This is a genomic window from Salinicola sp., assembly GCF_982684285.1.
The window spans coordinates 1-24,620 of sequence record NZ_CEXLVS010000012.1 but is presented as its reverse complement, the minus strand read 5'-3'; the positions used below and the strand labels follow the sequence as shown (position 1 = coordinate 24,620).

Genomic DNA, 24,620 nt, shown 5'->3' with positions numbered 1-24,620 from the left:
CCGCTCACATCGCGATCGGCGGCGTGTCGTCATCAGCGCAGTTGGGCGACCTGATCCATGACTTCGGACTGGGTACGAATCGAATTGGTGTTGGCCTGATAGTTGCGCTGCGCAATGATCAGGTTGACCAGTTCCGTCGTCAGGTCGACGTTGGAAGCTTCCAGCGTTTCGGCTTCGATCGACCCCAGCGTTCCGGTTCCCGCGGTGCCCAGCAGCTCGTTGCCTGAGGTGGCGGTCGCTGCGAACAGGTTGCCACCGGAGGGCGACAGGCCCTCGGGATTGCGGAAGGTCGCCAGCGCGATCTGCCCGAGGTTGACGGTCTTCTCGTTCGAGTAGCTGCCGACGACGGAGCCGTCATCGGCGAAGCTGACGCCGACCAACGCCCCGGAGGCGTAGCCATCCTGCGCCAGGCTCTTGACCGTGGAGTCGTTGGAGAACTGGGTGCTGCCCGCCATGTTGAAGGTGGCGCTGATCGGGTCGACGCCGTCGCCCAGCTCGTCATTGGTGAATGCCAGATTCGGCCAGGTGACCGGATTGGCCGTGGCGTCTTCGCCGTCGATCGTGGCCAGCTTGCCGGCGCTATCGAAAGTCGCCGTGAGCGTCTGGTCGGTGAGCACGCCATCCAGCGCCGTGCGGGCGCTCCAGGCATTGTCGCCGGTCTTCTGGAAGTACAGCGTGGCGTTGTGCTGCGCACCCTGCGAGTCGTAGACCGTGAAACTGGTGGAGTAGTTGTAGGCGACGGAGGTCTGCTGGGTGTTGTCTTCGGCGGTCTTGGCGGCGAGGTTGTCGTAGAGCACCGCGGTCGAGGAGTCGTCTGCCACGGTGGTGGCATCCAGGTTGAGCTGAATGTTGATACCCGTTCCGGTGGCACCGGTAGCACTTGCCGGCATATCCGCCGCCGGCACGTTGAGCACCTGCGGCTGGCCGCCGACGACGACGCCGGAGTTGACGTCGGCGGCATCCGCCAGGCCATAGCCCATCAGCCGGGCGCCCTGGGCGTTCTCCAGGAATCCGTCGGCGGTCAGCGTCAACTGGCCGTTGCGCGAGTAGCCGACTTCGCCCTCCTGCTGGAAGCGCAGGAACCCGTCGCCGCTGATGGCGATGTCCAGGTTGCGTCCGGTGGACTCGAGGCTGCCGGTGCTGAAGTCCTGGAGCACGCCGGAGACCCGGGTACCCAGGCCGACCGCGCTATTGGCGAAGACGTCGGAGAACTGGACCGACCCACTCTTGAACCCCTTGGTCTGGGAGTTGGAGATATTGTTGCCGATCACATCCAACTGCTGGGAAGCGGCGTTGACGCCGCTCAATGCCTGCGAAAAACCCATGACTGATCCCCTACGTTTATCGGTTGCGTCCGCTAGAACGGTTGATGTCGTTACTGAATCTCACTCAGAGAATCTGACGCACTTCCGAGAGCGCCACGGGATCCTGAGCGTATCCCAAGTCGAGCTGGGCGCCGTTCGCCCCCTGAATCACCCCGTTGACCAGGGCGTAGTTCAGCGCAGTCGGCGCGTAGGTTTCCTCACCGACGGTTCCGGTCAAGGAAGCCGTGTAGGTGCTGTCGATGGCAGCGCTGGAGCCATCGGCCAGCTTGCCATCCCAGGTAAAGCTGTGGACGCCAGCGGACAAGGGCCCGGTGGAGAAGCTGTCGATGATCTCGCCGCTGGCGCCGCGAATATCGATCTGCAGATCCTCGACGGCGCTATCCAACTCCACGCCGATCGGCGTCGTGACCACACCATCGGTGCCATCGGCGGATCCCACCAGGATCCTGTTGCCCGGCACCATCACGCCCTGGCCGATCAACGCCGTGGCCTGCAACGCCTGGCCCGCGTCGATCTGATCGGTAATCGCGGACAGACTGTCGTTGAGCTTCTCGATACCGCTGACGGTATTGATCTGAGCCAGTTGCGCCGTCATGTCCGAATTTTCCATCGGGCTGGTCGGGTCCTGGTTCTTCAACTGCGTCACCAGCAGCGTCATGAAACGATCGTTGAGCTCGCTGCCGGATTCGACTCCCGTGGTGGAGCTCTGGGCGGCCGCACCATTGATGTTGGCCAGGGTACTGTTGCCGATCACCGGACTGGACATGACATCTCCTCGCTATGGACCGACACCGATCAGCCTTCGCCGATGGTGAGTGTTTTCGTCATCAGCGTCTTGGCGGTGTTCATGACCTCGACGTTGGCTTGATAGGAACGGGAGGCGGCGATCATATCCACCATCTCGTTGACCGGGTCGACATTGGGCATCGTCACGTAGCCCTGTTCGTCCGCCAACGGGTGCCCCGGCCGATATTCCATACGCATCGGCGTGGTGTCGTCCTCGATCACGCCGTTGACGCGGACCCCGCCCGCACTGCCGCCCTGCTGACTCATGGCCTGGAACATCACCTGCCTGGCGTGATAAGGCTGCCCGTCAGGCCCGGCGACGCTGTCCGCATTGGCCAGGTTGCTGGCCGTCACGTTCATCCGCTGTGAATTGGCGGACAACGCCGAGCCGGAAATTTCGAATACGCTGAACATCGACATCGTGTTACTCCGATTGCATGGCTTTCTTCAGCCCCTGGATCTTGCGGCTGACGAAAGTGACATCCGCCTGATAACGCAGCGAATTGTCGGCAAAGGCCGAGCGCTCCCGGTCCATGTCGACCGTATTGCCGTCCAGGCTGGGCTGATCCGGCATCCGGTAGAGCAGATCCCGAACGCCTGCCCCGCCACCGGCCTGGCCGGGAATGTGCCGGGCGGAGGTCCGCGCCAGTGACAGCCCGCCGGATGACTCGCTGCGGCCCTGCTCCATCACCCGGTTCAATTCGGCGCGGAAATCGAAATCCCGCGCCTTGAAGTTGGGCGTATCGGCATTGGCGATGTTATTGGCCAGCACCTGCTGGCGCTCCGCGCGCAGATTGATGGCCTCCTGCTGGAAGCGCAGCGCGTTATCCAACTTGTCGAACATGCCGTGCACCTCGAGTGGCGTTCGCTGGAAAATTGACAGAGTGGAGAATAGCGGCGGGATGTTCGTGCCAAACGTGCAAACAGACCCGTAATTGCGCGCCATTTTTATCAATGCCTGACGGCGGGCCCGTTTAAAATCGCTTCCACTGTGGGGAATTCCGTCGATCGACGCGGGATACCGCGAGCCTGCTAGCCACCGAGGTCCATGTCATGCGAGCAGATCCACCCGAAACGTTTCAGCGCTGCCGGTCGAAGTTCCGCCCCGGCCTGCGACGCGTCGTCTGGACCGGTGCCATGACCCTGATGGCGCTGCTGTTCGCGCTGTCGCTGTTGCCGATACCTTCGATATCGCAGGCGGATACCGATGTTCCTCCGAACGATGCGGTGAGCGCGAGCGTGGAGCGATTCCTGCACCAGCAGACCGCCTCGCTCGGCGATCAGGTCAAGATCGAGCTTCAGCAAAGCGCGGCCGATCTCGGGGACTGCCCGACGCCCCAGCCTTTCCTGCCGCGACCGGGCGTGCCCCAGGGCCGGGTGACGGTAGGCGTGCACTGCGGTGGCCATGACAACCGAACCCGCTATCTGCAGGCGACGGTCTCCGCCGTGGTCCGCCATCTGGTGGCGCGTCGGCCGATCGACCCGGGACAGCGGCTCGATGCGGCGGCGCTGGATTGGCAGCAGACGGACATTTCCCGCCTCCGCCGTGGCTATCTGGACGATCCCGCCGAGGCGGCCGGCATGGTCGCCACCCGGCGCATACCGCCTGGTACCACGCTGACCGAGGCCATGCTGCGGAAGCCCTGGATGGTAAAACGTGGCGACACGGTGGTGCTGACCGCTGTCGGGCAGGGATTCCGTGTCAGTCGCAACGTCGAGGCGCTGGATAATGGTGGGCTGGGGAGTACGATCCGTCTCAAGACGGAGAACAACCAGATCCTTCAAGGGAGAGTGACGGGCCAGGATCGACTGCGGGTCGACTTCTAGCCCGGTCGGATAAATTTCTTAACAAAACTCTTCCTCGATCTCTTTCAGCTTCCGCCGGTTTTGCCGATAACGTAGGAAACCACGTCATCGTGCATCCAGCCATGAGGTAACGACCTTGAAAATCGACCAGACACAGCCGCTGACTCGCCCCACTCAGAACGACGCCGCCGAGCAGCGCAAGAGTGTTGAATCGTTGGAGAGCGCCAAGACGACGGCCGGCTCGACCACGACGTTGAGCCAGATTCCGACCACCGACGACAGCGGTGATATCGATACTGCCCGCGTCAACGACATCCGCCAGGCCATCTCCGAAGGCCGGCTCGAACTCGACACCGGCAAGATCGCCGACGGCCTGATCCAGAGCGTCCGCGACATGCTGGGCGAACGTTGATCACTCGACTTACCAGGTCCGGATCCAGGAATCTGACATGACGCCAGCCGAACTGCTCCGTGAGCAACAAGCCCTATTGCAAGCGTTCTCCGAAACGCTGGATGCCGAAGCCGTCTGTCTCGGCTCGGGTAACGCCGATGGCGAACGCCTCAGCGAACTGGCGGCGTCGAAGCAGCAGCAGTTGAGCGTGCTCGATCGGCTCGAGAATCAGCGCAGAGAGCACCAGCGGTCGCAGGGGTTTGGCGTCGGAAGCCAGGGCGCGGACCGATTCGCTGACGCCATCGACATGAATGAGGCCTGGCAGCGGATTCGTCAGCTGGCGGAACGGGTCCGTCGAACCAACCGTCTCAACGGCCACATCATCTCCTCGCGGCTCGAGCATAACCAGCAGGCGATCGATTTTCTGAACCACGCCATTGGCGGCAGCGTTTACGGGCCGAGCGGAGAATCCCGGCACGGCGGCTTCGGCGGCATCAGCTCCAAGGCCTGAGGGTACCAAAAAACAGAACCCCCGCCAGGATCACTGGCGAAGGGCTCTTTAGGCTAAGCGGGGGTGAAGAGTAAAAACCGCTCAGTCTTCCGTTCTGACAACCCAAGATTCGACGGTATCGCCGCCGTGCTCGTCTTTCCAGGCTTTCAACGTCTTGTGGTTGCCGCCACGCGTTTCGACGACTTCACCCGTCTTGGGGTTCTTGTAAATTTTCAGCTTGCGCTTGCGACGCCCACCGGTCGAACCCGTCTGCGCGGTCGAGGCCTGGGAGCCTTCGGCCGGGCTCAGCAGTTCGATGACGTCACGCGTCGTCTTGCCGTATTCCGCCATCAGGGCTTCGAGCTTCTCCTTGAACTCGAGTTCGGACTTCAGGCGCTGATCACCCTCCATTCGCTTCAGCTCTTCTTCAAGCTGCTTCAGGAGCTGTTCTTTCTTGACGTAATCGCTGAGTAGAGACATTCGTTGTTCCGTTGCGGATTGGTTTAAGCGAGGACATTATTGCCGATATCTAAAAACTTGCAAGGCTTGTCGAGATGATTTTTTTAACGGGAATCAATTACCGATATTTATTTAACTCATGGTTCATTTCCCCTTTTATCCGCGCGGCAGGCTTTGGAAAAGACCCGTGCAGCGTTTTATGGGGTGTGGCTTCAACAACCACTATCGAGGTAAACCCGATGTTATTCCAGCAGAAAGACATCGAATGGAATGCCTTGGCGCCGGATTGATACGGAAGGGAATATCCGGCGCCTTTGTCTCCAGGATTACCCGTCTGCAAAAATTCTGGTTAAGACCGAGCTAAATCAATGACATCTAATTGGTTACGGCCCTGCTGGCAGCGTTACAGTTTCTCTTATGACCGTCGATATTGAAGGTGCGGCCACGCACACTCCCGCCTCGATCCGGATGGAACCGATTCCCGCTCATCCGACGACGCAGCGCGGGCTTCAATAACCAGAACATCGGTTCAAGGCATGCCGAGAATAAAAAATCATCTGTCGACCCGGACGCTGGGAGTTCTGGCCGGGGTCTGGCTATGCAGCTCGCTGGCCATGTCAGCAGCGGCCTGGTTCACGGTCACCGCCGGAGGCACATGCGCGCTTGCCATGCTGATGGCCTGTCCCTTTGGCCTGTGCGGGCTGGCTGCCACGCTGTGGCTGGTCGACCGCTGGCTGCTGGTACCGCTCAGGCGCCTGGCCGACCACGCCCGTTTCGCGCATGATTTCAGCGATGCGCCGCGCGAGATGCCTTTCGATCTCTCCAGCCGCACCGATGCCGTGGGACTTCTGGCGCGACAACTGCAGCAGTTGATAGAGGAGTCGAGAAGCCATAACGCCGCACTGCTGGAACAGACGCTCAACGACCCTCTGACAGGACTCGGCAATCGTCGGATGCTGGAGAAGCGCCTGGACATGCTCGTCCCTCTCAGTCGCCGGCTGAGCTGCACGGTATCGGCGATGATGATCGATGTGGATCATTTCAAGCCCTTCAACGATAACTATGGTCATCCGGCAGGCGACAGCTGTCTCGTGGATATCGCCGGCGTGCTGAGAGACACTTTCCGCCGGGATACCGATGTCGTGGTGCGCCTGGGCGGTGAAGAGTTTCTGGTACTGCTGATCAATACCGGCAAGGAGGAAGCCTGGGCACTGGCAGACGCGATGCGAGGCATGATCCAGGCGCTGGGATTGCCCCACGAATATTCTCCCGTTGCCCCCGTCGTCACCGTTAGCGTCGGCGTGGTCACGAGTCCCAACGGTTTGTTGATCGATATCGACGAGATGATCGCCCAGGCGGCCCAGGCGCTCTATGACTGCAAGGCGCACGGCCGGAACCGGGTGGCAGCCAGGCTGATCGGTGCCGAGGCAGCATCGGCAGGGCCCATACCAGCCGCCGAGCCTCGAGCCCGGACATCGTCGGGATAACAAAATTTACAACCTTAAGCTGGATATATATACAGTACTCGCTTACCTTCAGCCTATCGATATCTTCAGCGCCTCAGCCTTGATAGTGTTTTTTATGCATAAACGCAGAAATAGCTTTTTTAGGCTATAATCCATCTACCTGCATGGATATCGATAAGGAGTCTCATGTCATCGATCGGTGTGCTCAGCGGAGACATCGTTGCCTCTCGCGATATTGCCGACAAGCGCAAGCTGCGCGGCGCGATCGACACGGGGATCGAACGTCTCGGCCGGAACTTGGGCGCCGTGGGCACCCGGTTCCGGGGCGATGCCTTCCAACTGGCGGTTCCCAGGATCGAGGACAGCATCGTCGCGGCCGTCATCATGCGTGCCAGCCTGATCGAGCACTCCCCTTCACGACGACAGACCTGGGACGCACGCATCGCCATCGGAATCGGCGAGGGACAGGTTCCGGCGCCGGACGATTTCATCAATGCCGACGGGGAGGCTTTCGTGCGCTCCGGCCAGGGCCTGGATGCATTGAGCCAGGGCCATCAGCGCCTGGGACTGTTCCTCGCCGCCCCCCAGCCCGACCTGAACCTGCTGATTCAGTTTGCCGACGATATCATCAGTCACTGGAGTCACAACGCAGCGGAAGTGATTCGCCTCAGTCTCCTCGCCGATCACTCCCAAAGTGAACTGGCCAAACGCCTGGGACGCTCGCAGCCGACCATCAATCGCCGCCTGAGCGCAGCGCGCTGGTCGCTGATTCGCGACTTCCTCGAGTTCACCCGGCAACGCCTGGAGACCGTGACATGAGCGAAATCAGCCTGTCGCTGCTACTGGCGCTGCTGCTATCGCACACCGTCGCCGATTTCGTCCTGCAGAGCGACGCCTGGGCACGCCAGAAACAGCAACACCATTTCCGCGCTCGCTCGCTTTACTGGCATGTCGGCATTCACATGTCGTTGTGCCTGGCCATCCTGGTCGCTTTCGGCGTGCCCGTTCGCGACGCCTTGATCGGTACGGGGATCGTGGGTCTGACGCACTGGATGATCGACACGCTGAAAAGCTATACGCCGGCTCGTCGCGTCAGTTTCTTCATTCTCGACCAGCTTCTGCATCTACTGGTGCTGGTCGTCGTCTGGTGGTGGGTCATCGACGGCAGCACCCTGCCTGTCGCCATCGATATCAGCCTGGTATGGCAGCCCCGAACCCTGCTGGTCGCCCTGGCGTATCTACTGGTCATGCGCCCCGCCTCGGTCATGATCGCGCTGATCATGCGCCGCTGGAGCGAAGGGGTCGACACCCGCGGCACGCTGGCCGACGCAGGCGCCCGGATCGGCATGCTGGAACGTTTTCTCATTCTGACTTTCGTGCTGAGCCACCAGATGGCCGCGATCGGTTTTCTACTGACCGCCAAGTCGGTGCTGCGTTTCGGCGACCTCTACGAAGATCGCGACCGAAAGCTCACCGAGTACGTACTCCTGGGTACGATGTTGAGCTTCTCGATCACCCTCACTCTGGGTCTGCTGACCCGCTATCTGCTGGACGTGTTATGACGCCTCATCGCGTTGCATCGTGGCGTGGCATTGCGACCCTGCTGTTCATCGGCGCCTTGTCGATGACGGTGCTGGCCGGCTGTGCAAGTTCGCCGGGCCTGGAACCCCGGCAAGGCTACGTGGCCGATCACACCCACCAGTCACAGGCCTACAATCACCGCATCCGCTATCTGGTTCTGCACTACACCGACTCCGAAGCGCCTCGAGCGCTTCGCACACTGCTTGGGCCCAACGTCAGTTCGCACTATCTGGTGGCTCGGCACCCGCGGGCCGAAGGTGGCGTGCCACGCGTGTGGCAACTGGTCGACGAGAACGATCGTGCCTGGCACGCCGGCATCAGCGCCTGGGAGGATCGCACGCAGCTCAACGACACCTCCATCGGCGTGGAGATCGTCAATCAGGGACCCCGCGACACGGCGTCGGGGAGACAGTGGCAGATCTATCCGGACCGGCAGATCGAAGCGGTCATCGCCTTGGCGAAAGACATCATTCGCCGCTACGACCTTCCACCGACCTCGATCCTGGGACATTCGGACATCGCCCCCTCGCGCAAGATCGACCCCGGTCCGCGCTTCCCCTGGAAAAGACTTCACGAGGCAGGCGTTGGCGCCTGGCCGGACGATGAAGACATCGCCACCTATCGGCGTCGTTTCGCGCACTGCTCGCCAACGGTGAGGCAATACCAACGCGCGCTCGGCGCCTACGGCTATCGGCTCGCGACGACGGGCGTCCTCGACGAGGAGACTCGCAACGTCACCAGAGCGTTCCAGATGCATTTCCGCCCCGCCAACTACGCCGGCCAGCCGGATGCCGAGACCGCCGCCATCCTCTGGGCGCTGCTGGCCCGCTATCGACCGCAGGAACTGATGGCGTCCGATCTGGCGCCGCCGTCGGGCTGCGTCACGCCGGCGCAGGAGGCGGTCGCCAGCCCTCGGGCACAACGACTCATGCGCTGAAAGGATAGTGAACCAGATCGTGAACCTTCGCTGTCGCCGGCCCCCGGTTGCGATACCCGTGCGGCTGGTCCGCCGCGAAGCGCAGCACTTCCCCTGCCCCCAGGGTTTGCCACCCCCCTTCGACGAAGAGCTCCATCTCACCTTCCAGTACGACCACATGCTCGATCACCCCCGGAGCATGCGGCGACGACTCGCTCAGGCAGCCCTGCGGCAGCTCGATCGCGAACATCTCGAACCCCAGGAGCGGATCGAACGCGAACAGCGGCGTGACGATCATGCCGGAGGCATCCTGGTGCCTGGCGGGTGACGCCGGTCGATGCACCACACCGCTTTCACCGACCAGAAACCGCGACAGCGGCGCCTGAAGGCCGCTGGCGATCTTCCACAGCGTCGCGATGGTCGGGGTCGACTCGCCCCGCTCGATCTGCCCCAGCATCGCCTTGCTGACACCACAGAGCCTGGCGACCCGGTCGAGACTCAGGCCGCGCTCACCGCGAAACTGCTTCATGCGCTGACCGATAGCCGCAAGATCTGGACTCATGATCCCTCCCGATGCCTACACCGCCCTGGTGCCAGGTCTCGACCCGACGCCCTGAATACTTTCCTGTGTGCCACGCCAGTTCTGTGTGCCACTGCGCCAGTATCGTGCGCAATGACGGACATTGTCGAAACCCGTGTCGTACGTTATAACGCACATCACACTTCGATCTTGGGCATCGACATGGCACGTCTCCCGGCCGAGCGCCGTTCCACTCCGCCGCTCCTCACCGCCTCGCACATCACGGCGGGATTCGTCGCGGTGCTGGTCGGCTACACCAGCTCCGCGGTGATCATCTTCCAGGCAGCCTCGGCGGCAGGCGCGTCACCGGTGCAGATCGGTGGCTGGCTGAGCGCGCTCGGCCTCGCCATGGGCATCACTTCGATCGGCCTCTCGCTGCACTTCCGGCAACCGATCCTGACGGCCTGGTCAACGCCGGGCGCCGCCCTGCTGGCCACCAGCCTGCCCGGCCTACCATTGAGCGAAGCCATCGGCATCTTTCTGTTCAGTGCCGCGCTGGTCGTCGTCTGTGGCGTCACCGGGTGGTTTGCCAGACTGATGCAGATCATCCCGCAGCCCATCGCCGCCGCCATGCTGGCAGGTGTGCTGCTGCGCTTCGGCCTGGACGCCTTTGGATCGATGGAAACCGATTTCATCCTGGTGTCGTCGATGTTTCTGAGCTATCTCGCCGCCCGGCGCTGGCTGCAACGTTACGCCATCCTGCTCGTGCTGCTGGTGGGGCTCGGCGTCGCCGCTCTGCTGGGCAGGATCGACGCGGCGGAGACACGCCTGATCCTGACGCTGCCACAGCCGATCTGGCCGACCTTCTCGCTGTCGAGCCTGATCGGCGTGGGCATTCCACTCTTCGTGGTGACGATGGCCTCCCAAAACGCGCCCGGCGTGGCGACACTGCGGGCTGCCGGATACGATACCCCGGTGTCGCCATTGATGATCTGGACCGGGCTGGCAACGCTGCTGCTGGCCCCGTTCGGCGCATTCAGCATCTGCCTGGCAGCCATCACAGCGGCCATCTGCATGGGGCCGGATGTCCATCCGGACACCGACAGACGTTATCCCGCGGCGATATGCGCCGGGGGGTTCTACCTGCTGGCGGGGCTCTTCGGCGGCTCGATCGGCACGCTCTTCGACGCCCTGCCCAAGGGACTCGTGCTGGCGATAGCCGGACTCGCGCTTCTACCGACCATCGGCAGCAGTCTCCATCGCGCGCTGCTGGAGGCGCATCAGCGTGAGGCGGCCCTGGTGACGTTCCTGGTCACCGGATCCGGCGTGACGCTGTTCGGCGTGGGTGCCGCGTTCTGGGGTCTCGTGGCCGGCATGTCGACGCTGATCGCCGCGTCCGGCCAGCGTCGGAACTGACGTCAGATACCGCTCAAGGCACCCTGCCGGAAGCCATCCTCGGGACCGTCGATCGGCTCCACATCCACCGCCACGTCGAGCTGGTGGGCGCCGCCCCCGTTCATGACACCCTTGAGCGGCGGCACGTCCCCGTAGTCTCGCCCCCACCCCAGTACGAGGTGGCGCTCCCCCGGCAGAGTGCCATTGGTAGGGTCGTACTCCAGCCATCCCCAGTTCGGTACGTGCACCGCCACCCAGGCATGCGAGGCATCGGCGCCGACCAGGCGCGGCTGCCCGGGCGGTGGCAGCGTCTCCAGATAACCGCTGACATAGCGCGCCGACAGCCCCAGGGAGCGCAGGCAACCGATCATCAGGTGCGCGAAGTCCTGGCAGACGCCGCGCCGCGCCTCGAGCACCGCCAGCACCGGGGTGGCCAGGGACGAGAACTCGGGATCGTAGGTGAAGTTCTCGAAAATCCTGCGATTGAGATCGTCGACGCCGTCCAGCAACGCCCGGCCGACCGGGAAACTGGGCGCGGCGAATGCACGCAGCGCGGTCTCTCTCGCGATGAAGGGGGAATCCAGCTGGAACTGGCGCAGCTCCGGCGTACGGCTGGCGTGACGTGCCGCCGACTGCCAGTCGCCGATCTCCCTCGGCGGCAGCGGCCGCCCTCCCGTCTCCAGGCTGGTGACGGCCGTGACCGACAGTGCCGTGTGAACCTCCTGGACGCTGAAGAAGGAGACGAGATTGCCGAAGAAGTCGACACGCTGATGGCTGACTGCGGGCCGCGGGACGATATCGAGTCGGGTATCATCGACCTTCTGCCAGGCAAGCGCCCGCGGCACCACGCGCGCTTCGTTGTGGCAGAGCGACACTGGCGAGGCGTAGTCGTAACGGGTCGAGTGGCGGACACGATAACGCATGGCGGATCCTGTAACGAACGGCGCGGCGAGAGATCCCGGCGGGCGCCGCCTACGGCGCCTGCATGGGAACCAACTGACGCGGCATCTCGACGTGGCTGAAATGGCTGTGCTCGATGGCCAGCGACAGACCACCGAGAGGTTCGGCCAGCGCATCCAGCAGCGCCCCGAGCGCCTGCCTGGCGGCGGCGTCCTCATCCAGCCTCGACAGCTGCTCCAGATCGGCCAGATGCAGCGCCGAGCGCGCCTGGATCAGCAGGCGGGCCTCGTCGCTCCTGTACGGGGTGTTGCTGGGCTGCGGCAGGCGCTCGATCTGGCGCTCCAGGCGCTTGAACATGTAGCCCACCGAGCGCGGATTGGCCTCGTCGAACAAAAGCAGGTCGAGAATGGCTGCGGGATGCAGCTCACTTCGGTACCGTCGCCGATAGGCCGTCGCGTTGTCGGTCGTGGCCAGCACCACGTCCCACAGCGCCTCGCCGGCATGCGCCGAATCGATCAACGCCAGCCGCAATAGCGTCAGAGTCCCCAGGGAACGCTCGAGAAAACGCCCTATATCCATGAAACGCCAACCGAAATGGTGGGGCATGGTCTCGTTGCACAGCCCGAAGAAGGCGGCCAGTTGCGTGATCACCGTCTCGACCGAACGGCGCCCCTGATCGATACCCGCGTGCGGCAGGCGGCTCGATTCCTGGCGCAACTGGTTGAAGACCCGCCAGGCATCGTCACCGAGATGATCGCGTACCGCGCGGCAGTTGTTGGCCATGCGCGAGACGAGTGTCGGCAGGCTACCTTCCCGATCCTGCTGGAACAGCGCCAGTAGCCGCTCGCGATGCGCGGCGAAGCGTTCCACCGGCGTCTCGTCGGGCAACGGGGCCTCGGGCTCCATCAGGTGCAGGATATCGGCCAGTGTCTCGTCCGCCAGCCCTTCCTGATCCTGCTCGAACAGTCGGTAGAGCGCTTCGCGCAGCAGCCGGGAGCGACCATCGAGACGCTCCCCGTAACGCCCCACCCAGAACAGGCTGTCGGCAACACGACTTGGCAGGTCGGCACCGTCCCGCGTTACCACCAGCGGCTGCCGCGAGCGTCGCAGTCGGCTGACATGAGGCTGCGGCTCGTATGCGGTGACCCATACATCCTTGACGCACTGGCTGGACCGCATCGCGGTATCCGGCGCGCCTTGCCAGGCCACGCCACCGGGCATTACTTCATAGTCGCTGAAGCGGTAGTCCGCGTCGAAGACCGCCTGGCTGAAGCAGCGCACGTTGAATGTCGAGGGCTCCAGCTGGGCGCAGTCGCGACTGAAGAACGGCGCGGTGGCCGTCACCAGCGGCTGCTGGGCCACGTATCGATCCGGCTGGGCGATGATCGACTGGCGCAACCTTCCCGCCGCCTCTTCGCTCAGGTCAGCGGGAGAGACTCGCATCCGATCCCCCTCGAGGCGCTGGAAGCTCAGCGTCTCGAAACCCGCCATCGCCCAGGCGAGCCCTTCCGGCTGCCCGCACCAGTGGCGTTCGGCACTTCCGATCTGCAACGTCTCGCCGAGGAGCCGCTCGCACAATGCCGGCAGGTAGGCGGCGATCAGGGGGTGCTCCAGCGCCCCCACGCCCGGCGGATTGGCAACCCCGACGCCCCCCGTACGGATCGCCTCCAGCAGGCCGGGCACGCCGATCAGCGAGTCGCCTCGCAGCTCCAGGGGATCCATCCAATCATCGCCGATATGACGCAGCAACACGTCGACGGGTTGGAGGCCGCCGAGCGTGCGCATCCAGAGCCGCGAATCCCGCACCACCAGGTCGCCACCCTCCACCAGCGCCAGATTGAGGTAGTTGGCCAGGTAGGCGTGCTCGAAATAGCTGTCGTGGCCAGGCCCGGGCGCCAGCAGTGCAATGGTGGGATGATCGAGATTGAGCCGCGACAACGACGACAGCGAGTGATGCTGCGCGCCGAGAAAACCGGCAAGCCGCTTCAGCGGCGCATTGCGGTAGAGATCCGGCAGTGCGCGTGCCATGGCGATACGGTTCTCGAGGGCGAAACCCATGCCCGACGGGGACTGGACACGGTCGGCCAGCACCTGCCACTGGCCCTCGGCACTCCGGGCGAGATCCACGCCATGCAGCAGCAACCCGGGGTCGTCGTCGCCGAAGAGCCGATCGCAAGGCAGTAGGAAGGCGGGATTGGCATACAGCGCATCGGCCGGCAGGATGCCTTCCGCCAGCATCCGGCGGGGCCCGTACATGTCCTTGAGCACGGCGGCCAGCAGCCGGCTGCGCTGGCGCAACCCCTGCTCGAGACGTTTCCATTCCCGGGGCGAGATGACCAGGGGCAGCGGATCCAGCCACCACTGGCGGCGACTGCCCGCTTCATCAATGGGCAGGTTGTAGGTCACGCCATTCTCGTGCAACAGGTGCTGCACTTCCTCCGCCCGCTGGACCAGCGACTCCCGCCCCAGTTGCCCCAACTGGTGCAGCAGCGGCAGCCAGCGCCGGCGCACCGAGCCATCGGAAGCGACCAGCGCGTCGTGGACATCGCCGGGGGCGTAGGTTTTCAACCAGGGAGCGCGGAGCGTCTCGGTTACCACCATCATCTCTTTTGTCTACGTATGCGCCGGGACTCCTTCCCAGCGGCCGGTGATCACCAGGCTCCTGCCGGTGCCGTGGGGTCGGCCAGATCGCCGACCTCCTCTTTCGATCTCGGAGCGTTCGACTGCCAAACGCCCGACTCAAAAATGCACGCACCCGACGGACGGCGCGCCGGGAGAGAGACTAGCCGATTCCCGTCGTCCGTTCACGCAAGTCCAGGGTGAACGGATAATCCGCGCTGACCGACCAGTCGGGCACGTCGTGGATGCCCTGCCGATGGCCATGGGGCAGAAATCGGGCCAGGCGCCTCGCCTCGGCCTCGTTGGCATTGACCGGGAAATCCTCGAAGTTGCGCCCGGCCGGATGCGCGACATGATAGGTGCAGCCACCGATCGAGCGCCGATTCCAGGTATCGACGATGTCGAACACCAGCGGCGCATGAACCGGTATCAGGGGATGGAGCGCCGACGGCGGCTGCCAGGCGCGGTAGCGTACCCCGGCCACCGCCTCGCCATTGCGCTCCGTCGCTCTCAACGGCACGCGATGTCCATTGCAGGTCACCACGTAGCGATCGCCGCTCATGCCGCCCACCTTCACCTGCAGCCGCTCCACCGAAGAGTCCACGTAGCGCGAGGTGCCACCGCCGGCGGCCTCCTCGCCGAGCACATGCCACGGTTCGATCGCCTGGCGTAGCTCCAGCTCGACACCCTGATACTGCACGCGCCCGAGAACCGGGCAGCGGAATTCCAGAAACGGGGCGAACCAAGCCAGCTCGAAGGCCAGTCCATCGTTGCCGAGATCGACCAGTATCTCCTCCAGATCGCGCCAGAGATAGTCAGGCAGCATCCAGCGGTCGTGCAGCGCCGTGCCCCAGCGCACCAGGTTGCCGTACGCCGGCCGATCCCAAAAACGCACGACCAGCGCGCGGATCAGCAAGCCCTGCATCAGGCTCATGCGCGGATGCGGCGGCATCTCGAATCCGCGCAGCTCGAGCAGCCCCAGCCGGCCGGTGTCGCTGTCCGGCGAGTAGAGCTTGTCGATGCAGAATTCGGCGCGGTGGGTATTGCCGGTGAGATCGGTCAGCAGGTGGCGGAAGAGCCGGTCCACCAGCCAGGGTTGCGGGGTCTCTTCCCGGCGCAACTGGCCCAGCGCGATCTCGAGCTCGTGGAGCGATTCGTGGCGCGCTTCGTCCACGCGTGGAGCCTGGCTGGTGGGGCCGACGAACAGCCCCGAAAAGAGATAGGAGAGTACCGGGTGACGCTGCCAGTAACTGACCAGGCTGCCCAGCAGCGCCGGCCGTCGCAGAAACGGCGAATCCGCCGGGGTCGCTCCGCCCAGGGTGACGTGGTTGCCGCCACCGGTGCCGGTGTGGCGACCGTCGAGCATGAATTTTTCGGCACCCAGACGTGTCTGCCTGGCCTCCTCGTAGAGAGTCTCGGTCTGGAAGACCAGCGCCTCCCAGCTCGGCGCCGGCATGACATTGACCTCGATCACGCCGGGATCCGGGGTGATCATGAACTGCCTGAGCCGGGAATCGGCGGGCGGCGGATAGCCCTCGATGAACACGGGCATCTCGAGCTCCGCAGCCGTCTGCTCGATCGCCGCGATCAACGCCAGATAGTGGTCGATCTCGGCGACTGGCGGCACGAAGACATAGAGCTGCCCGTCACGCGCTTCCAGGCACAGAGTCGTGCCGATGACGTCGGGCTGGTCGTTGGGCGCAGCGGCGGCGGAGTCCACGTCAGCGCGATGGCGGCCGTTCAGCGCGTTATAGGGCAGGCTCTCGGCGTTCTCCCGCTGCGCATCGGTTTCCTCCGCGTCAGGCCTCGCCGTCGCGTGTCTCACCGCGTGGTAACGGCGCGTCACGCCGCCGTGCGGGTCGGCCATGGCCACTGGCGGCGCCCACAGCGACCGCGGCTGGTCGACACCCCGGAACGCCGCCTGGGGTAGCGACGACAGCGGCAGCCGCAGCCCCATCGGCGAGTCGCCGGGAATCAGGTAGAGGTGATCGCGCCGCAGCGGCCACGTCCCGCTCTGCCAGCCATCCAGCCGAGGGGCGTAGCGCAGCGGTAGCGCATACCCCGTCACTTTGCTGAGCCCGCTCTCCAGGAGCCGGGCCAGACGACGGCGCTCCTCGTCGTCGTCGAGATCGTGCTGGCGAGGATCCAGGTCCACCGCCAGCGTCTGCTCGCGCCACAGGTAGTAGAAGGCATCCTCGTATCCCGGCAGCAGGTGGTTCGGGTCGACGCCCAACTGCACCGCCAGCGCCTCGCCGAAGCGCAACGCATCCGCGGCGGCGTAGCCGGGCACGGCGCTCTCGTCCGCCAGCCAGCGCTCGTCGCGCCATACCGGCACGCCGTCCTCACGCCAGTAGCAGGCCAGCGCCCAGCGCGGCAACGGCTCGCCCGGATACCACTTGCCCTGGCGATAGTGCAGCAGGCCACCGGGCGCGAAGGCGCGACGCAGGCGTTTGAGCAACTGGCCGGAGAGCTTGCGCTTGGTCGCGCCCTGAGCGGCCGTGTTCCACTCGTCGGCTTCCATGTCGTCGATGGAGACGAACGTCGGCTCGCCCCCCATGGTCAAGCGTACGTCGCCGGCCTCCAGGCGGCGGTCCACCTGCTCGCCGAGCCGGTCGATCGCGCGCCACTGTTCCTCGCTGTAGGGTCGGGTGACGCGGGGATCCTCGTGTATGCGCTCCACACTCATGGCGAAGTCGAACGTCACCTCGCACTCGTCGGAGTAGCCGACGATCGGCGAGGCGCTGGTCGGTTCGGGTGTCGCGGCCAGCGGAATGTGCCCCTCGCCCGCCAGCAGGCCCGAAGTCGGGTCGAGCCCGATCCACCCGGCGCCGGGGACGAACACCTCGGTCCAGGCATGGAGATCGGTGAAGTCGGTATCGGTGCCTGACGGGCCCTCCAGTGCTTTGACGTCCGCCGTCAGTTGCACCAGATAACCGGAGACGAAACGCGCCGCCAGGCCGAGGTGGCGGGCGATCTGGACCAGCAGCCAGGCGGAGTCCCGGCACGAACCGCAGGCCTTCTCCAGGGTCTCCTCCGCGCTCTGTACGCCCGGTTCCATCCTCACCAGGTATCGAACGTCCTGCTGCAGGCGCTGATTGAGCCGCACCAGGAAATCGGCAATGGCGAAGTCGCCCTGGGGAACCTCGGCCAACCAGGCCGCCAATCGCCCGCCGTGCTCCCGAATCTCCAGGTATGGCGCCAACTCCTTGCGTAGCGCTTCCGGGTAGTCGAACGGGTAACGCTCGGCGTAGTCCTCGACGAAAAAGTCGAACGGGTTGACCACCGTCATTGGCGCGATCACTTCGACCGCTATCTCGAGTCGCGTCAGTGGCTCGGGAAATACCACCCGGGCGATGAAGTTGCCGAAGGGATCCTGCTGCCAATTGAGAAAGTGCGGCTTGGCCGAGATATCCAGCGAGTAGGCTTCGATCGGCGTGCGGCAGTGCGGCGCAGGCCGCAGCCGAATCAGGTGCGGGGAGAGAGTGACCGGACGATCGAACACGTAGGAGGTACGGTGAGACAGCGCAACACGTAGGGTCATGGCGATCTCTTCGGTCGAATGAGGGGCTCGTCGTGGGCTCCGCGACGCAGGATTGAGCAAATTCAGGCTAACAGCGTGGGCATTTAGCGTGACAGCGACATAGGCCCCTCACTATGCTTGATCGTGCATGCCGTCTCTTTATATACACGGTTTTGCCGCAATGGGCGACGCGACAACACTCAACAAATGCGTCTTCGACCCCGCCGACAGGAGTCCCCCCCCATGGCCAATGTGGATTGGACGCACTATTCGAACCAGCACTTCTACGACGAACTGCTCAGCACCAATGGCGTCCCCCGGGAAGCGGCCAAGCCGCTCTGCGACATCCTCGCCAGCTTCACCTCCAAGGAGCTCAACGAACGCAAGATCGCCGCGGAAGTCGCCATCCGCACCATGGGAATCACCTTCACCGTCTACTCCGAGGGCAGCACCATCGACCGGGCCTGGCCCTTCGACATCGTCCCCCGCATCATCCCTGCCAACGAGTGGCGCATCGTGGAGGCGGGGCTCAAGCAGCGCGTCGATGCGCTGAACCTGTTCATCGACGATCTCTACCATGATCAGCGGGTCGTCAAGGACGGCATACTGCCCAGGGAAGTCCTGGCCCAGTCGGTCAACTTCCGCCCCCAGTGCAGGGGGATCGACCCGCCCCATGGCGTCTGGGCCCATATCTGCGGTTCCGACCTGGTTCGCGATGGCGATGGGACGATCTACGTGCTCGAGGACAACCTGCGGGTGCCCTCCGGTGTCTCTTACATGCTGGAGAACCGCAACGTCACCAAGCGGGTGCTGCCCGAGCTGTTCGAGACCGGCCGCATTCTTCCGGTCGACGACTATCCCGCCCAGCTCTACGACATGCTGGCCAGCATGTCGCCCCGCCCCAACGATGAACCGCAGATCGTGGTCCTGACCCCCGGCATCTACAACTCGGCCTACTACGAGCACGCCTATCTCGCCCAGCAGATGGGGGTCGAGCTGGTCCAGGGATCCGATCTGATGGTGGACGATGACGATATCGTGCACATGCACACCGTCGATGGGCTCAAGCGGGTCGATGTGATCTATCGGCGCGTCGACGATCTTTTCCTGGATCCGGAGGCTTTCCATCCGGATTCCCTGCTCGGCACGCCGGGGCTGCTGCGCGCCTGGCGGGCGGGGAAGGTGGCGCTGGCCAACGCCCCCGGCGCCGGCGTCGCCGACGACAAGGTGGTCTACGCCTTCGTGCCCAGGCTGATCAAGTACTATCTCGACCAGGAGCCGACCATCCCCAACGTGCCCAGCTACCTCTGCATGCTCGAGGAGGACCGCCGCTACGTGCTCGATCACCTCGACGAGCTGGTGGTCAAACCCGCCAACGAGTCGGGCGGATACGGCATGCTGATCGGCCCGCGGGCAACCGAGGAGGAGCGTCGGGAGTTCGCCAGGCGCATCGAGGCCGATCCGCGCAACTACATGGCGCAGCCCACGCTTGCCCTGTCCACCGCGCCGACGCTGTTCGACGGCGCTCCGGAGCCCCGCCACGTCGATCTGCGGCCGTTCATCCTGTCCGGCCCCGAAACCCACGTCACCATGGGTGGATTGACGCGCGTGGCGCTGGTCAAGGACTCGCTGGTCGTCAACTCTTCCCAGGGCGGTGGCAGCAAGGACACCTGGATCGTCGAAACCGAGGGGGAGTGAGGCCATGCTGTCACGAGTCGCCGAGAACCTATACTGGCTGGCACGCTACGTCGAACGCGCGGAGGACACTGCCCGGCTGATCAGCGTCAACAGCAACCTGCTTCTCGACATGCCCGGCAAGGCGGCGCTGAGCTGGTCGACGCTGATCGACATCACCGGCAGTGGCGAGGTCTTCGATACGCTGTTCGACGAACGCAACGAGCGCAATGTGGTGGACTTCCTCTGCCTGTCACGCGAACACGACAGCTCGATCCTGTCGTCACTGGCCAACGCCCGGGAAAACCTGCGCACCACCCGCGACGTGGTGCCACGGGAAATCTGGGAAGAGATCAATCACTGCTATCTGGAGATCAGCGAACAGACCCAGGCCGGCATGAAACCTCGCCAGCGCGATGGATTTCTCAAGAGCGTCACCCGGGCGTGCCAGACGTTGACCGGCTTGATCGAGGGCACCTTGAGCCATACCGAAGCCCGCACGTTCCTCTCGCTGGGGCGCCATCTCGAGCGCGCCGACATGACCACGCGGATCATCGATGTGCGCTCCGGCAACCTGCTCCCCCGCAACCCCGAGGAGCTGATTCCGTTCGAACACCTGCAGTGGATGAGCGTGCTCAAGTCGCTGACGGCCTATCAGATGTATCGCCAGAACGTGAGACTGCGGGTGAGAGGACCGGACGTACTGCGCTTTCTGCTGCAGAATCGCGCGCTGCCCCGGTCCGTGCTGCGCAGCCTGGAGGAGGTCAGTTGGGAGCTGCAGTCGCTGCCCAATCACGACCGGCCGCTGGCGGTCGCCGCCCTGGTCCGCGCGGAAGTCGCCGAAGCGGACGTGCAGTCGCTGGCACGGGCTCCGGATCAGTTGCACCGGTTGATCGACGAGTTCCAGATCGGCTTCAACAATCTCCACGAAGCGATCGCCAGCGCCTACTTCGCGGTGAGCGAACGGCCGGTCAAGTCGTCGCAAACCCAAGAGCAGGCGATGCTGGACGACGATGACGACGACTGATCGGAACGACCGCCGGATTCGACACCTTCCGGCAGAACCGCAGCCGAGACGGCTGCATCAGCCAGCCCGTATGACCCGATGAGATCACCTCATCGGGTCACCCGTCGTTTCGCCTCCGCCAGCGTTTGAGGCAGCCTTCAGCCGTGGGCCGTCATTGCGCCTCGCGACACCACTTCATGGACGTAATGGAGCTTGTCGCGGATCGGTGGCGTAATGATCAGCGGCACCATGTCCAGCAACCCCATCTCGCGATTGAGCTCGTTCAACGCGAGGCCGATCTGCTGGTAGGCCAGGATCATGCCGTCGATGCCGCCATCGTGCTCGGCACGGCGCATGCCGAGATTGTCACCCGTGTCCAGCACGGCGACGATGTCCTGGTAAGCGGCAAAGGTTTCGGCGAAATCCTCCCAGGCGTGCATGGTCGCATAGGCCGAGACATGGGATGCCGGCCAGTCCGGCGCCGGCCCCTGCTCGTAGTAGCGCTCCAGCGCCTCGGCATAGGTCGGGTCGTCGTGATCGCCGAAGACGGCACGGCTCCCCTCCTCGTCCTGCCCCTTGATCAGCAGATCCCAGTAATAGTGGCCGATCTCGTGACGGAAGTGGCCGATCAGGGTCCGGTGGGACTCGTTCATGTCGACGCGCAGGCGCTCACGCTCCGCGTCGTCGGTCTCCTTCAGATTGATCGTGATCAACCCCTGGGCATGGCCGGTGTAGACCTTCTCGCCACTGCCGGTCGATCGCCACAGGCCTGCGTCCGGCATGGCATCGGCCATGAACGCGAAACTGAGCGGCAACGGCGATTCGTCTTGTGGAGCGGGATGCGGCAGGCCGATCAGATCCAGAGTGTAGAAGAGCCGCCGCTTGGCGGCTTCCAGGGCTGCCCAGCGCGCCCGATGGCCCTCGACCGAGAGATCGGGGATCACCGCGTTGTGTCGGCAGCAGTCGCAAAGCCCACCGTAAGCCGCGTGATCTTCCGGGGTCTGCATCCGGTTGCAGACGCCCTCGCTGGCGAAGTTGAAGCACTTGACCAGGGCCAGGCCGCACCCCGGGTTGGCGCAACGGTAGCCGACTTCGCTGTCCGGGATCATCGCCGCTATGGCTCGGCACGAAGGGCACCAGCCCACTTCGGCATCGCAAACGATGCACCGGGTGTTATCGAAGAAGAGCCGACTCGGCGGATTGCAGTGATGGCATTCGAACGTACGCATGACCAATCTCCCTATCGGTGGCGCGGCAAGGCCGACGCTGGAAAGATTCCAGACACCGGACGAGCAGATTAGCAAACTGCGGCGGACTCACGAGTCCATCGTGTTGCGACGATCAAATTCGATTCTGGAGAAGGCCTGATCCAGGTTTTCCACCCGCTCCACCACCGCGGGCCCCCCGGCCTCGATATCTTTCCCGGTACGCGTCTCGATCAAGGTAGCGAGCGATGCGCTGTCCAGTTGGCCGTCGTAGTGGACGCGATCGACCGAGGCGTCGGCGGAACCCGGCAGATAGATGGTGTTGTTGGAGAAGTCCACCGCGTAGGCAATCACGCCGGGGATGATGAACAGCAGCAGTCCCAACCCATCGGCAATCGCCACGCCAGGATCGATGCGACCCTGGAGCTGGCCCTTGCGCTCGGGATAGAAAAGCGTACCGCAACCGGCAAGCGAGAGGACGAGCCCGGACACGACCGCGCCCACCACGAGACGTCGCAACAGAGAAAGCATTGAAGAGTTCCAGTGACAGTTGGTGACGCAAGGTAACCTAATCCATCACCCACCATCCGTCCAGGCATCGAACCTGGCCGAGCGTCTCCAGAAGTGGCGCCCGAACTCCGGTCGGGCGCCTCGACAGGCGCTGGACTACCGGATCAGACCAGTGATGCGCCGTAACCCCACAGCAGCACGGTAATGGCCAGCAGGGCTTCCAGCACCAGCACGCCAATGGCGAGCGCGGCGCTCGAGGCCCGCAGCCCCTCGTGCTGATCGATGCCCAGGAACGACGGCAGTCCCGCATAGACGAGATACACCGTGTAACAGAGCCCTGCGATGCCGGCCAGCAGGCACAGCCACACCAGTGGATAGAGCGCCACCACGCCGCTCAGGAACATGGGTGTCGCCATGTATCCCGCGAACACGACGCAATGGCTCAAGTCGGGACGCTCGGGATAGCGGCGCGCCAGCCAGTGGATGACGTTCCCCATCAGCCACACGGCACCCAGAATCAGCGCATAGAAGATGATGGCCAGCAGCACGGCCGTCGATGGCGATACGCTCACCGTCTTCGCCATCCCGGTCTCCGTGGTGCCGAAGTGCCAACCCACCACTGTCGTGCCGATGAAAGCGCAGACCACCGGAATGGCGGCCATCAGCAGCACGTGGGAACCGTAGAAGTGCGACACGGTCTCGTTCTCGCCGCGGATCTGTTGCCACTCGCGATTGGGATGCGTGAGCAGTCCCCAGACGTGATGAATCATGAAACACCTCCTTCCGGCGCGGGCCGCCAACGACGGATGTTCGATGGTGTCCTGTTCCGCTCGCCTCTCCGACGACGCCGGATGCGACCCTGACTTTCACTATAGAAAAGATTGCGGGAGTGGAAAGGCCAATCTTACCGTCGGGTTCGCACTGGCCGGGGGACGGAGCTTTTTAGCGTCGGCCCCTCCCCGTCGGCAGTTCCCATCTCTATACTGGCCAGCCTGAGAACGACTGCAGATCACGCCATGTCCCTACAGGCGCGTTCCGCTCGACGCCGATGAATACAGGAAAGAACACCCAATGCGTGCCAGCCAATTACAGATCTCGACCCTCAAGGAAACTCCGGCGGACGCGGAGATCGTCAGCCATCAACTGATGTTGCGAGCCGGCATGATCCGACGCCTGACATCGGGGCTCTACACCTGGCTGCCAGTGGGGGTGAGGACGCTGCGCAAGGTCGAGCGCATCGTTCGCGAGGAGATGGATCGGGCCGGTGCGCAGGAGGTGCTGATGCCCGCGGTACAGCCCGCGGAGCTATGGCAGGAGTCCGGCCGCTGGGACGAGTACGGTCCCGAACTGCTGCGCCTCAAGGATCGTCATCAGCGCGACTACTGCGTGGGCCCGACCCATGAAGAGGTCATCACCGACCTGGTGCGTCGCGAGATCGGCAGCTACAAGCAGTTGCCGACCAACTTCTACCAGATCCAGACCAAGTTTCGCGACGAGATCCGCCCCCGCTTCGGTGTCATGCGTTCGCGCGAATTCATCATGAAGGACGCCTACTCGTTCGATACCGACGAAGACGGTCTCAAGGCGTCCTATCAGCGCATGTACGACGCCTACGTCCGGATCTTCACCCGCCTGGGCCTCGATTTCCGTCCGGTACTGGCCGACAACGGCTCCATCGGCGGTACCGGCTCGCACGAGTTCCACGTGCTGGCCGATTCCGGCGAGGACGCGGTGGTCTTCTCCACCGGCTCGGACTACGCCGCCAATATCGAGAAGGCCGAGGCGCTGCCGCCCGCGGGCGCCGAGCGCGCTGCCCCGCAGGAAACGATGCGCCAGGTGCCCACGCCCGGCGTTCGCACGATCGCGGCGCTGGTCGATGGGTTCGGCCTGCCCATCGAGAAGACCGTCAAGACGTTGATCGTGCATGCCGCCGGCGGCGGCCTGATCGCGCTGATGGTGCGTGGCGACCATCAGCTCAACGAGATCAAGGCCGAGAACCTCGACGCCGTCGCGGCGCCGTTGACCATGGCCAGCGAGGAGGAGATTCGGGC

At 64.0% G+C, this 24,620-nt stretch carries 23 protein-coding genes; 11 read left to right on the top strand and 12 right to left on the bottom strand.

Features of this window, described 5'->3' with window-relative positions; translation table 11 throughout:
- Window positions 1–32: 32 nt before the first annotated feature.
- The 4 genes from flgE to flgB form a co-directional block, all read right to left on the bottom strand.
- Window positions 33–1,325, bottom strand: coding sequence for a flagellar hook protein FlgE (gene flgE / locus AC3AYF_RS02325; protein ID WP_295036239.1), 1,293 nt, complete (start codon window positions 1,323–1,325; stop codon window positions 33–35).
- 64 nt (window positions 1,326–1,389) lie between these two features.
- Window positions 1,390–2,091 (bottom strand): flagellar hook assembly protein FlgD, encoded by a 702-nt coding sequence (locus AC3AYF_RS02320; RefSeq protein ID WP_295036240.1) that lies wholly within the window; start codon window positions 2,089–2,091, stop codon window positions 1,390–1,392.
- A 29-nt stretch (window positions 2,092–2,120) separates the two neighbouring features.
- Window positions 2,121–2,531 carry a flagellar basal body rod protein FlgC gene (gene flgC, locus AC3AYF_RS02315; protein WP_295036241.1) on the bottom strand — a complete coding sequence of 137 codons (411 nt, stop codon included), beginning with the start codon at window positions 2,529–2,531 and terminating at the stop codon, window positions 2,121–2,123.
- Window positions 2,532–2,535: 4 nt separating this feature from the next.
- The gene (gene flgB / locus AC3AYF_RS02310) at window positions 2,536–2,955 is read right to left on the bottom strand and encodes a flagellar basal body rod protein FlgB (protein ID WP_295036242.1); all 420 of its coding nucleotides are present in this window, start codon (window positions 2,953–2,955) and stop codon (window positions 2,536–2,538) included.
- Window positions 2,956–3,164: 209 nt separating this feature from the next.
- Here flgB and flgA point away from each other — a divergent pair, with 209 nt between their 5' ends.
- The 3 genes from flgA (at window position 3,165) to AC3AYF_RS02295 (ending at window position 4,819) form a co-directional block, all read left to right on the top strand.
- The gene (flgA, locus tag AC3AYF_RS02305) at window positions 3,165–3,938 is read left to right on the top strand and encodes a flagellar basal body P-ring formation chaperone FlgA (protein WP_295036243.1); all 774 of its coding nucleotides are present in this window, start codon (window positions 3,165–3,167) and stop codon (window positions 3,936–3,938) included.
- Window positions 3,939–4,053: 115 nt separating this feature from the next.
- The gene (flgM, locus tag AC3AYF_RS02300) at window positions 4,054–4,329 is read left to right on the top strand and encodes a flagellar biosynthesis anti-sigma factor FlgM (protein WP_295036244.1); all 276 of its coding nucleotides are present in this window, start codon (window positions 4,054–4,056) and stop codon (window positions 4,327–4,329) included.
- A gap of 37 nt (window positions 4,330–4,366) precedes the next feature.
- Complete coding sequence (locus AC3AYF_RS02295; RefSeq protein ID WP_295036245.1) at window positions 4,367–4,819, top strand: flagella synthesis protein FlgN; 453 nt, start codon at window positions 4,367–4,369, stop codon at window positions 4,817–4,819.
- 81 nt (window positions 4,820–4,900) lie between these two features.
- Here the strand turns inward: AC3AYF_RS02295 and AC3AYF_RS02290 are convergent, their stop codons facing one another.
- Complete coding sequence (locus AC3AYF_RS02290; protein WP_295036246.1) at window positions 4,901–5,278, bottom strand: histone-like nucleoid-structuring protein, MvaT/MvaU family; 378 nt, start codon at window positions 5,276–5,278, stop codon at window positions 4,901–4,903.
- 515 nt (window positions 5,279–5,793) lie between these two features.
- On the opposite strand from AC3AYF_RS02290, the gene AC3AYF_RS02285 reads away from it, so the two are divergent.
- The 4 genes from AC3AYF_RS02285 to AC3AYF_RS02270 all read left to right on the top strand — a co-directional run bounded on the left by AC3AYF_RS02285 (window position 5,794) and on the right by AC3AYF_RS02270 (window position 9,241).
- Entirely contained in the window at window positions 5,794–6,744 is a 951-nt protein-coding gene (locus AC3AYF_RS02285) for a GGDEF domain-containing protein (protein WP_487779356.1), read from the top strand.
- A gap of 165 nt (window positions 6,745–6,909) precedes the next feature.
- Entirely contained in the window at window positions 6,910–7,542 is a 633-nt protein-coding gene (locus AC3AYF_RS02280; RefSeq protein ID WP_295036248.1) for a hypothetical protein, read from the top strand.
- Entirely contained in the window at window positions 7,539–8,285 is a 747-nt protein-coding gene (locus AC3AYF_RS02275; protein ID WP_295036249.1) for a DUF3307 domain-containing protein, read from the top strand. The genes AC3AYF_RS02280 and AC3AYF_RS02275 overlap by 4 nt, the downstream gene beginning before the upstream one ends.
- Window positions 8,282–9,241, top strand: a complete 960-nt coding sequence (locus AC3AYF_RS02270; protein ID WP_487779355.1) for an N-acetylmuramoyl-L-alanine amidase — start codon at window positions 8,282–8,284, stop codon at window positions 9,239–9,241. Before AC3AYF_RS02275 ends, AC3AYF_RS02270 begins: the two co-directional genes overlap by 4 nt.
- Here AC3AYF_RS02270 and AC3AYF_RS02265 read toward each other — a convergent pair.
- Window positions 9,231–9,782, bottom strand: a complete 552-nt coding sequence (locus tag AC3AYF_RS02265) for a helix-turn-helix domain-containing protein (RefSeq protein WP_295036251.1) — start codon at window positions 9,780–9,782, stop codon at window positions 9,231–9,233. The two genes, AC3AYF_RS02270 and AC3AYF_RS02265, sit on opposite strands and share 11 nt — an antisense overlap.
- Before the next feature lie 180 nt (window positions 9,783–9,962).
- On the opposite strand from AC3AYF_RS02265, the gene AC3AYF_RS02260 reads away from it, so the two are divergent.
- The gene (locus AC3AYF_RS02260) at window positions 9,963–11,156 is read left to right on the top strand and encodes a benzoate/H(+) symporter BenE family transporter (protein WP_295036252.1); all 1,194 of its coding nucleotides are present in this window, start codon (window positions 9,963–9,965) and stop codon (window positions 11,154–11,156) included.
- Window positions 11,157–11,158: 2 nt separating this feature from the next.
- Here AC3AYF_RS02260 and AC3AYF_RS02255 read toward each other — a convergent pair whose 3' ends face one another.
- The 3 genes from AC3AYF_RS02255 to AC3AYF_RS02245 form a co-directional block, all read right to left on the bottom strand.
- Window positions 11,159–12,058, bottom strand: coding sequence for a transglutaminase family protein (locus tag AC3AYF_RS02255; protein ID WP_295036253.1), 900 nt, complete (start codon window positions 12,056–12,058; stop codon window positions 11,159–11,161).
- Between the two features lie 49 nt (window positions 12,059–12,107).
- Complete coding sequence (locus AC3AYF_RS02250; protein WP_295036254.1) at window positions 12,108–14,639, bottom strand: circularly permuted type 2 ATP-grasp protein; 2,532 nt, start codon at window positions 14,637–14,639, stop codon at window positions 12,108–12,110.
- A gap of 178 nt (window positions 14,640–14,817) precedes the next feature.
- On the bottom strand, window positions 14,818–18,195 hold the full coding sequence (locus AC3AYF_RS02245) for a transglutaminase family protein (RefSeq protein ID WP_295036255.1): 3,378 nt from the start codon (window positions 18,193–18,195) through the stop codon (window positions 14,818–14,820).
- Between the two features lie 222 nt (window positions 18,196–18,417).
- On the opposite strand from AC3AYF_RS02245, the gene AC3AYF_RS02240 reads away from it, so the two are divergent.
- A complete protein-coding gene (locus tag AC3AYF_RS02240) occupies window positions 18,418–19,872 on the top strand; it encodes a circularly permuted type 2 ATP-grasp protein (RefSeq protein WP_295036256.1) in 1,455 nt (484 codons plus the stop codon).
- 4 nt (window positions 19,873–19,876) lie between these two features.
- Window positions 19,877–20,875: an alpha-E domain-containing protein gene (locus AC3AYF_RS02235; protein WP_295036257.1), complete on the top strand. Its 999-nt coding sequence runs from the start codon at window positions 19,877–19,879 to the stop codon at window positions 20,873–20,875.
- Between the two features lie 137 nt (window positions 20,876–21,012).
- On the opposite strand, the gene AC3AYF_RS02230 is transcribed toward AC3AYF_RS02235, so the two are convergent.
- The 3 genes from AC3AYF_RS02230 to AC3AYF_RS02220 all read right to left on the bottom strand — a co-directional run bounded on the left by AC3AYF_RS02230 (window position 21,013) and on the right by AC3AYF_RS02220 (window position 23,339).
- Complete coding sequence (locus AC3AYF_RS02230; RefSeq protein ID WP_295036258.1) at window positions 21,013–22,083, bottom strand: zinc-binding metallopeptidase family protein; 1,071 nt, start codon at window positions 22,081–22,083, stop codon at window positions 21,013–21,015.
- An 87-nt stretch (window positions 22,084–22,170) separates the two neighbouring features.
- Window positions 22,171–22,590, bottom strand: coding sequence for a hypothetical protein (locus AC3AYF_RS02225; protein WP_295036259.1), 420 nt, complete (start codon window positions 22,588–22,590; stop codon window positions 22,171–22,173).
- Between the two features lie 143 nt (window positions 22,591–22,733).
- A complete protein-coding gene (locus AC3AYF_RS02220) occupies window positions 22,734–23,339 on the bottom strand; it encodes a Yip1 family protein (protein ID WP_295036260.1) in 606 nt (201 codons plus the stop codon).
- A 301-nt stretch (window positions 23,340–23,640) separates the two neighbouring features.
- Here AC3AYF_RS02220 and proS point away from each other — a divergent pair.
- On the top strand, window positions 23,641–24,620 hold a 980-nt coding region (proS, locus tag AC3AYF_RS02215), incomplete at its 3' end, for a proline--tRNA ligase (RefSeq protein ID WP_295036261.1).

What these genes read in the sequence shown, in the direction of transcription:
- AC3AYF_RS02290 (WP_295036246.1), bottom strand. Translation starts at nt 5,278, where the DNA reads ATGTCTCTACTCAGCGATTACGTCAAGAAAGAACAGCTCCTGAAGCAG.
- AC3AYF_RS02230 (WP_295036258.1), bottom strand. Translation starts at nt 22,083, where the DNA reads ATGCGTACGTTCGAATGCCATCACTGCAATCCGCCGAGTCGGCTCTTC.
- AC3AYF_RS02320 (WP_295036240.1), bottom strand. Translation starts at nt 2,091, where the DNA reads ATGTCCAGTCCGGTGATCGGCAACAGTACCCTGGCCAACATCAATGGT.
- AC3AYF_RS02245 (WP_295036255.1), bottom strand. Translation starts at nt 18,195, where the DNA reads ATGACCCTACGTGTTGCGCTGTCTCACCGTACCTCCTACGTGTTCGAT.
- AC3AYF_RS02240 (WP_295036256.1), top strand. Translation starts at nt 18,418, where the DNA reads ATGGCCAATGTGGATTGGACGCACTATTCGAACCAGCACTTCTACGAC.
- AC3AYF_RS02280 (WP_295036248.1), top strand. Translation starts at nt 6,910, where the DNA reads ATGTCATCGATCGGTGTGCTCAGCGGAGACATCGTTGCCTCTCGCGAT.
- flgE (WP_295036239.1), bottom strand. Translation starts at nt 1,325, where the DNA reads ATGGGTTTTTCGCAGGCATTGAGCGGCGTCAACGCCGCTTCCCAGCAG.
- AC3AYF_RS02250 (WP_295036254.1), bottom strand. Translation starts at nt 14,639, where the DNA reads ATGATGGTGGTAACCGAGACGCTCCGCGCTCCCTGGTTGAAAACCTAC.
- AC3AYF_RS02260 (WP_295036252.1), top strand. Translation starts at nt 9,963, where the DNA reads ATGGCACGTCTCCCGGCCGAGCGCCGTTCCACTCCGCCGCTCCTCACC.
- AC3AYF_RS02265 (WP_295036251.1), bottom strand. Translation starts at nt 9,782, where the DNA reads ATGAGTCCAGATCTTGCGGCTATCGGTCAGCGCATGAAGCAGTTTCGC.
- AC3AYF_RS02285 (WP_487779356.1), top strand. Translation starts at nt 5,794, where the DNA reads ATGCCGAGAATAAAAAATCATCTGTCGACCCGGACGCTGGGAGTTCTG.
- flgA (WP_295036243.1), top strand. Translation starts at nt 3,165, where the DNA reads ATGCGAGCAGATCCACCCGAAACGTTTCAGCGCTGCCGGTCGAAGTTC.
- AC3AYF_RS02225 (WP_295036259.1), bottom strand. Translation starts at nt 22,590, where the DNA reads ATGCTTTCTCTGTTGCGACGTCTCGTGGTGGGCGCGGTCGTGTCCGGG.
- AC3AYF_RS02220 (WP_295036260.1), bottom strand. Translation starts at nt 23,339, where the DNA reads ATGATTCATCACGTCTGGGGACTGCTCACGCATCCCAATCGCGAGTGG.
- flgC (WP_295036241.1), bottom strand. Translation starts at nt 2,531, where the DNA reads ATGTCGATGTTCAGCGTATTCGAAATTTCCGGCTCGGCGTTGTCCGCC.
- AC3AYF_RS02235 (WP_295036257.1), top strand. Translation starts at nt 19,877, where the DNA reads ATGCTGTCACGAGTCGCCGAGAACCTATACTGGCTGGCACGCTACGTC.
- AC3AYF_RS02275 (WP_295036249.1), top strand. Translation starts at nt 7,539, where the DNA reads ATGAGCGAAATCAGCCTGTCGCTGCTACTGGCGCTGCTGCTATCGCAC.
- AC3AYF_RS02255 (WP_295036253.1), bottom strand. Translation starts at nt 12,058, where the DNA reads ATGCGTTATCGTGTCCGCCACTCGACCCGTTACGACTACGCCTCGCCA.
- AC3AYF_RS02270 (WP_487779355.1), top strand. Translation starts at nt 8,282, where the DNA reads ATGACGCCTCATCGCGTTGCATCGTGGCGTGGCATTGCGACCCTGCTG.
- AC3AYF_RS02295 (WP_295036245.1), top strand. Translation starts at nt 4,367, where the DNA reads ATGACGCCAGCCGAACTGCTCCGTGAGCAACAAGCCCTATTGCAAGCG.
- flgB (WP_295036242.1), bottom strand. Translation starts at nt 2,955, where the DNA reads ATGTTCGACAAGTTGGATAACGCGCTGCGCTTCCAGCAGGAGGCCATC.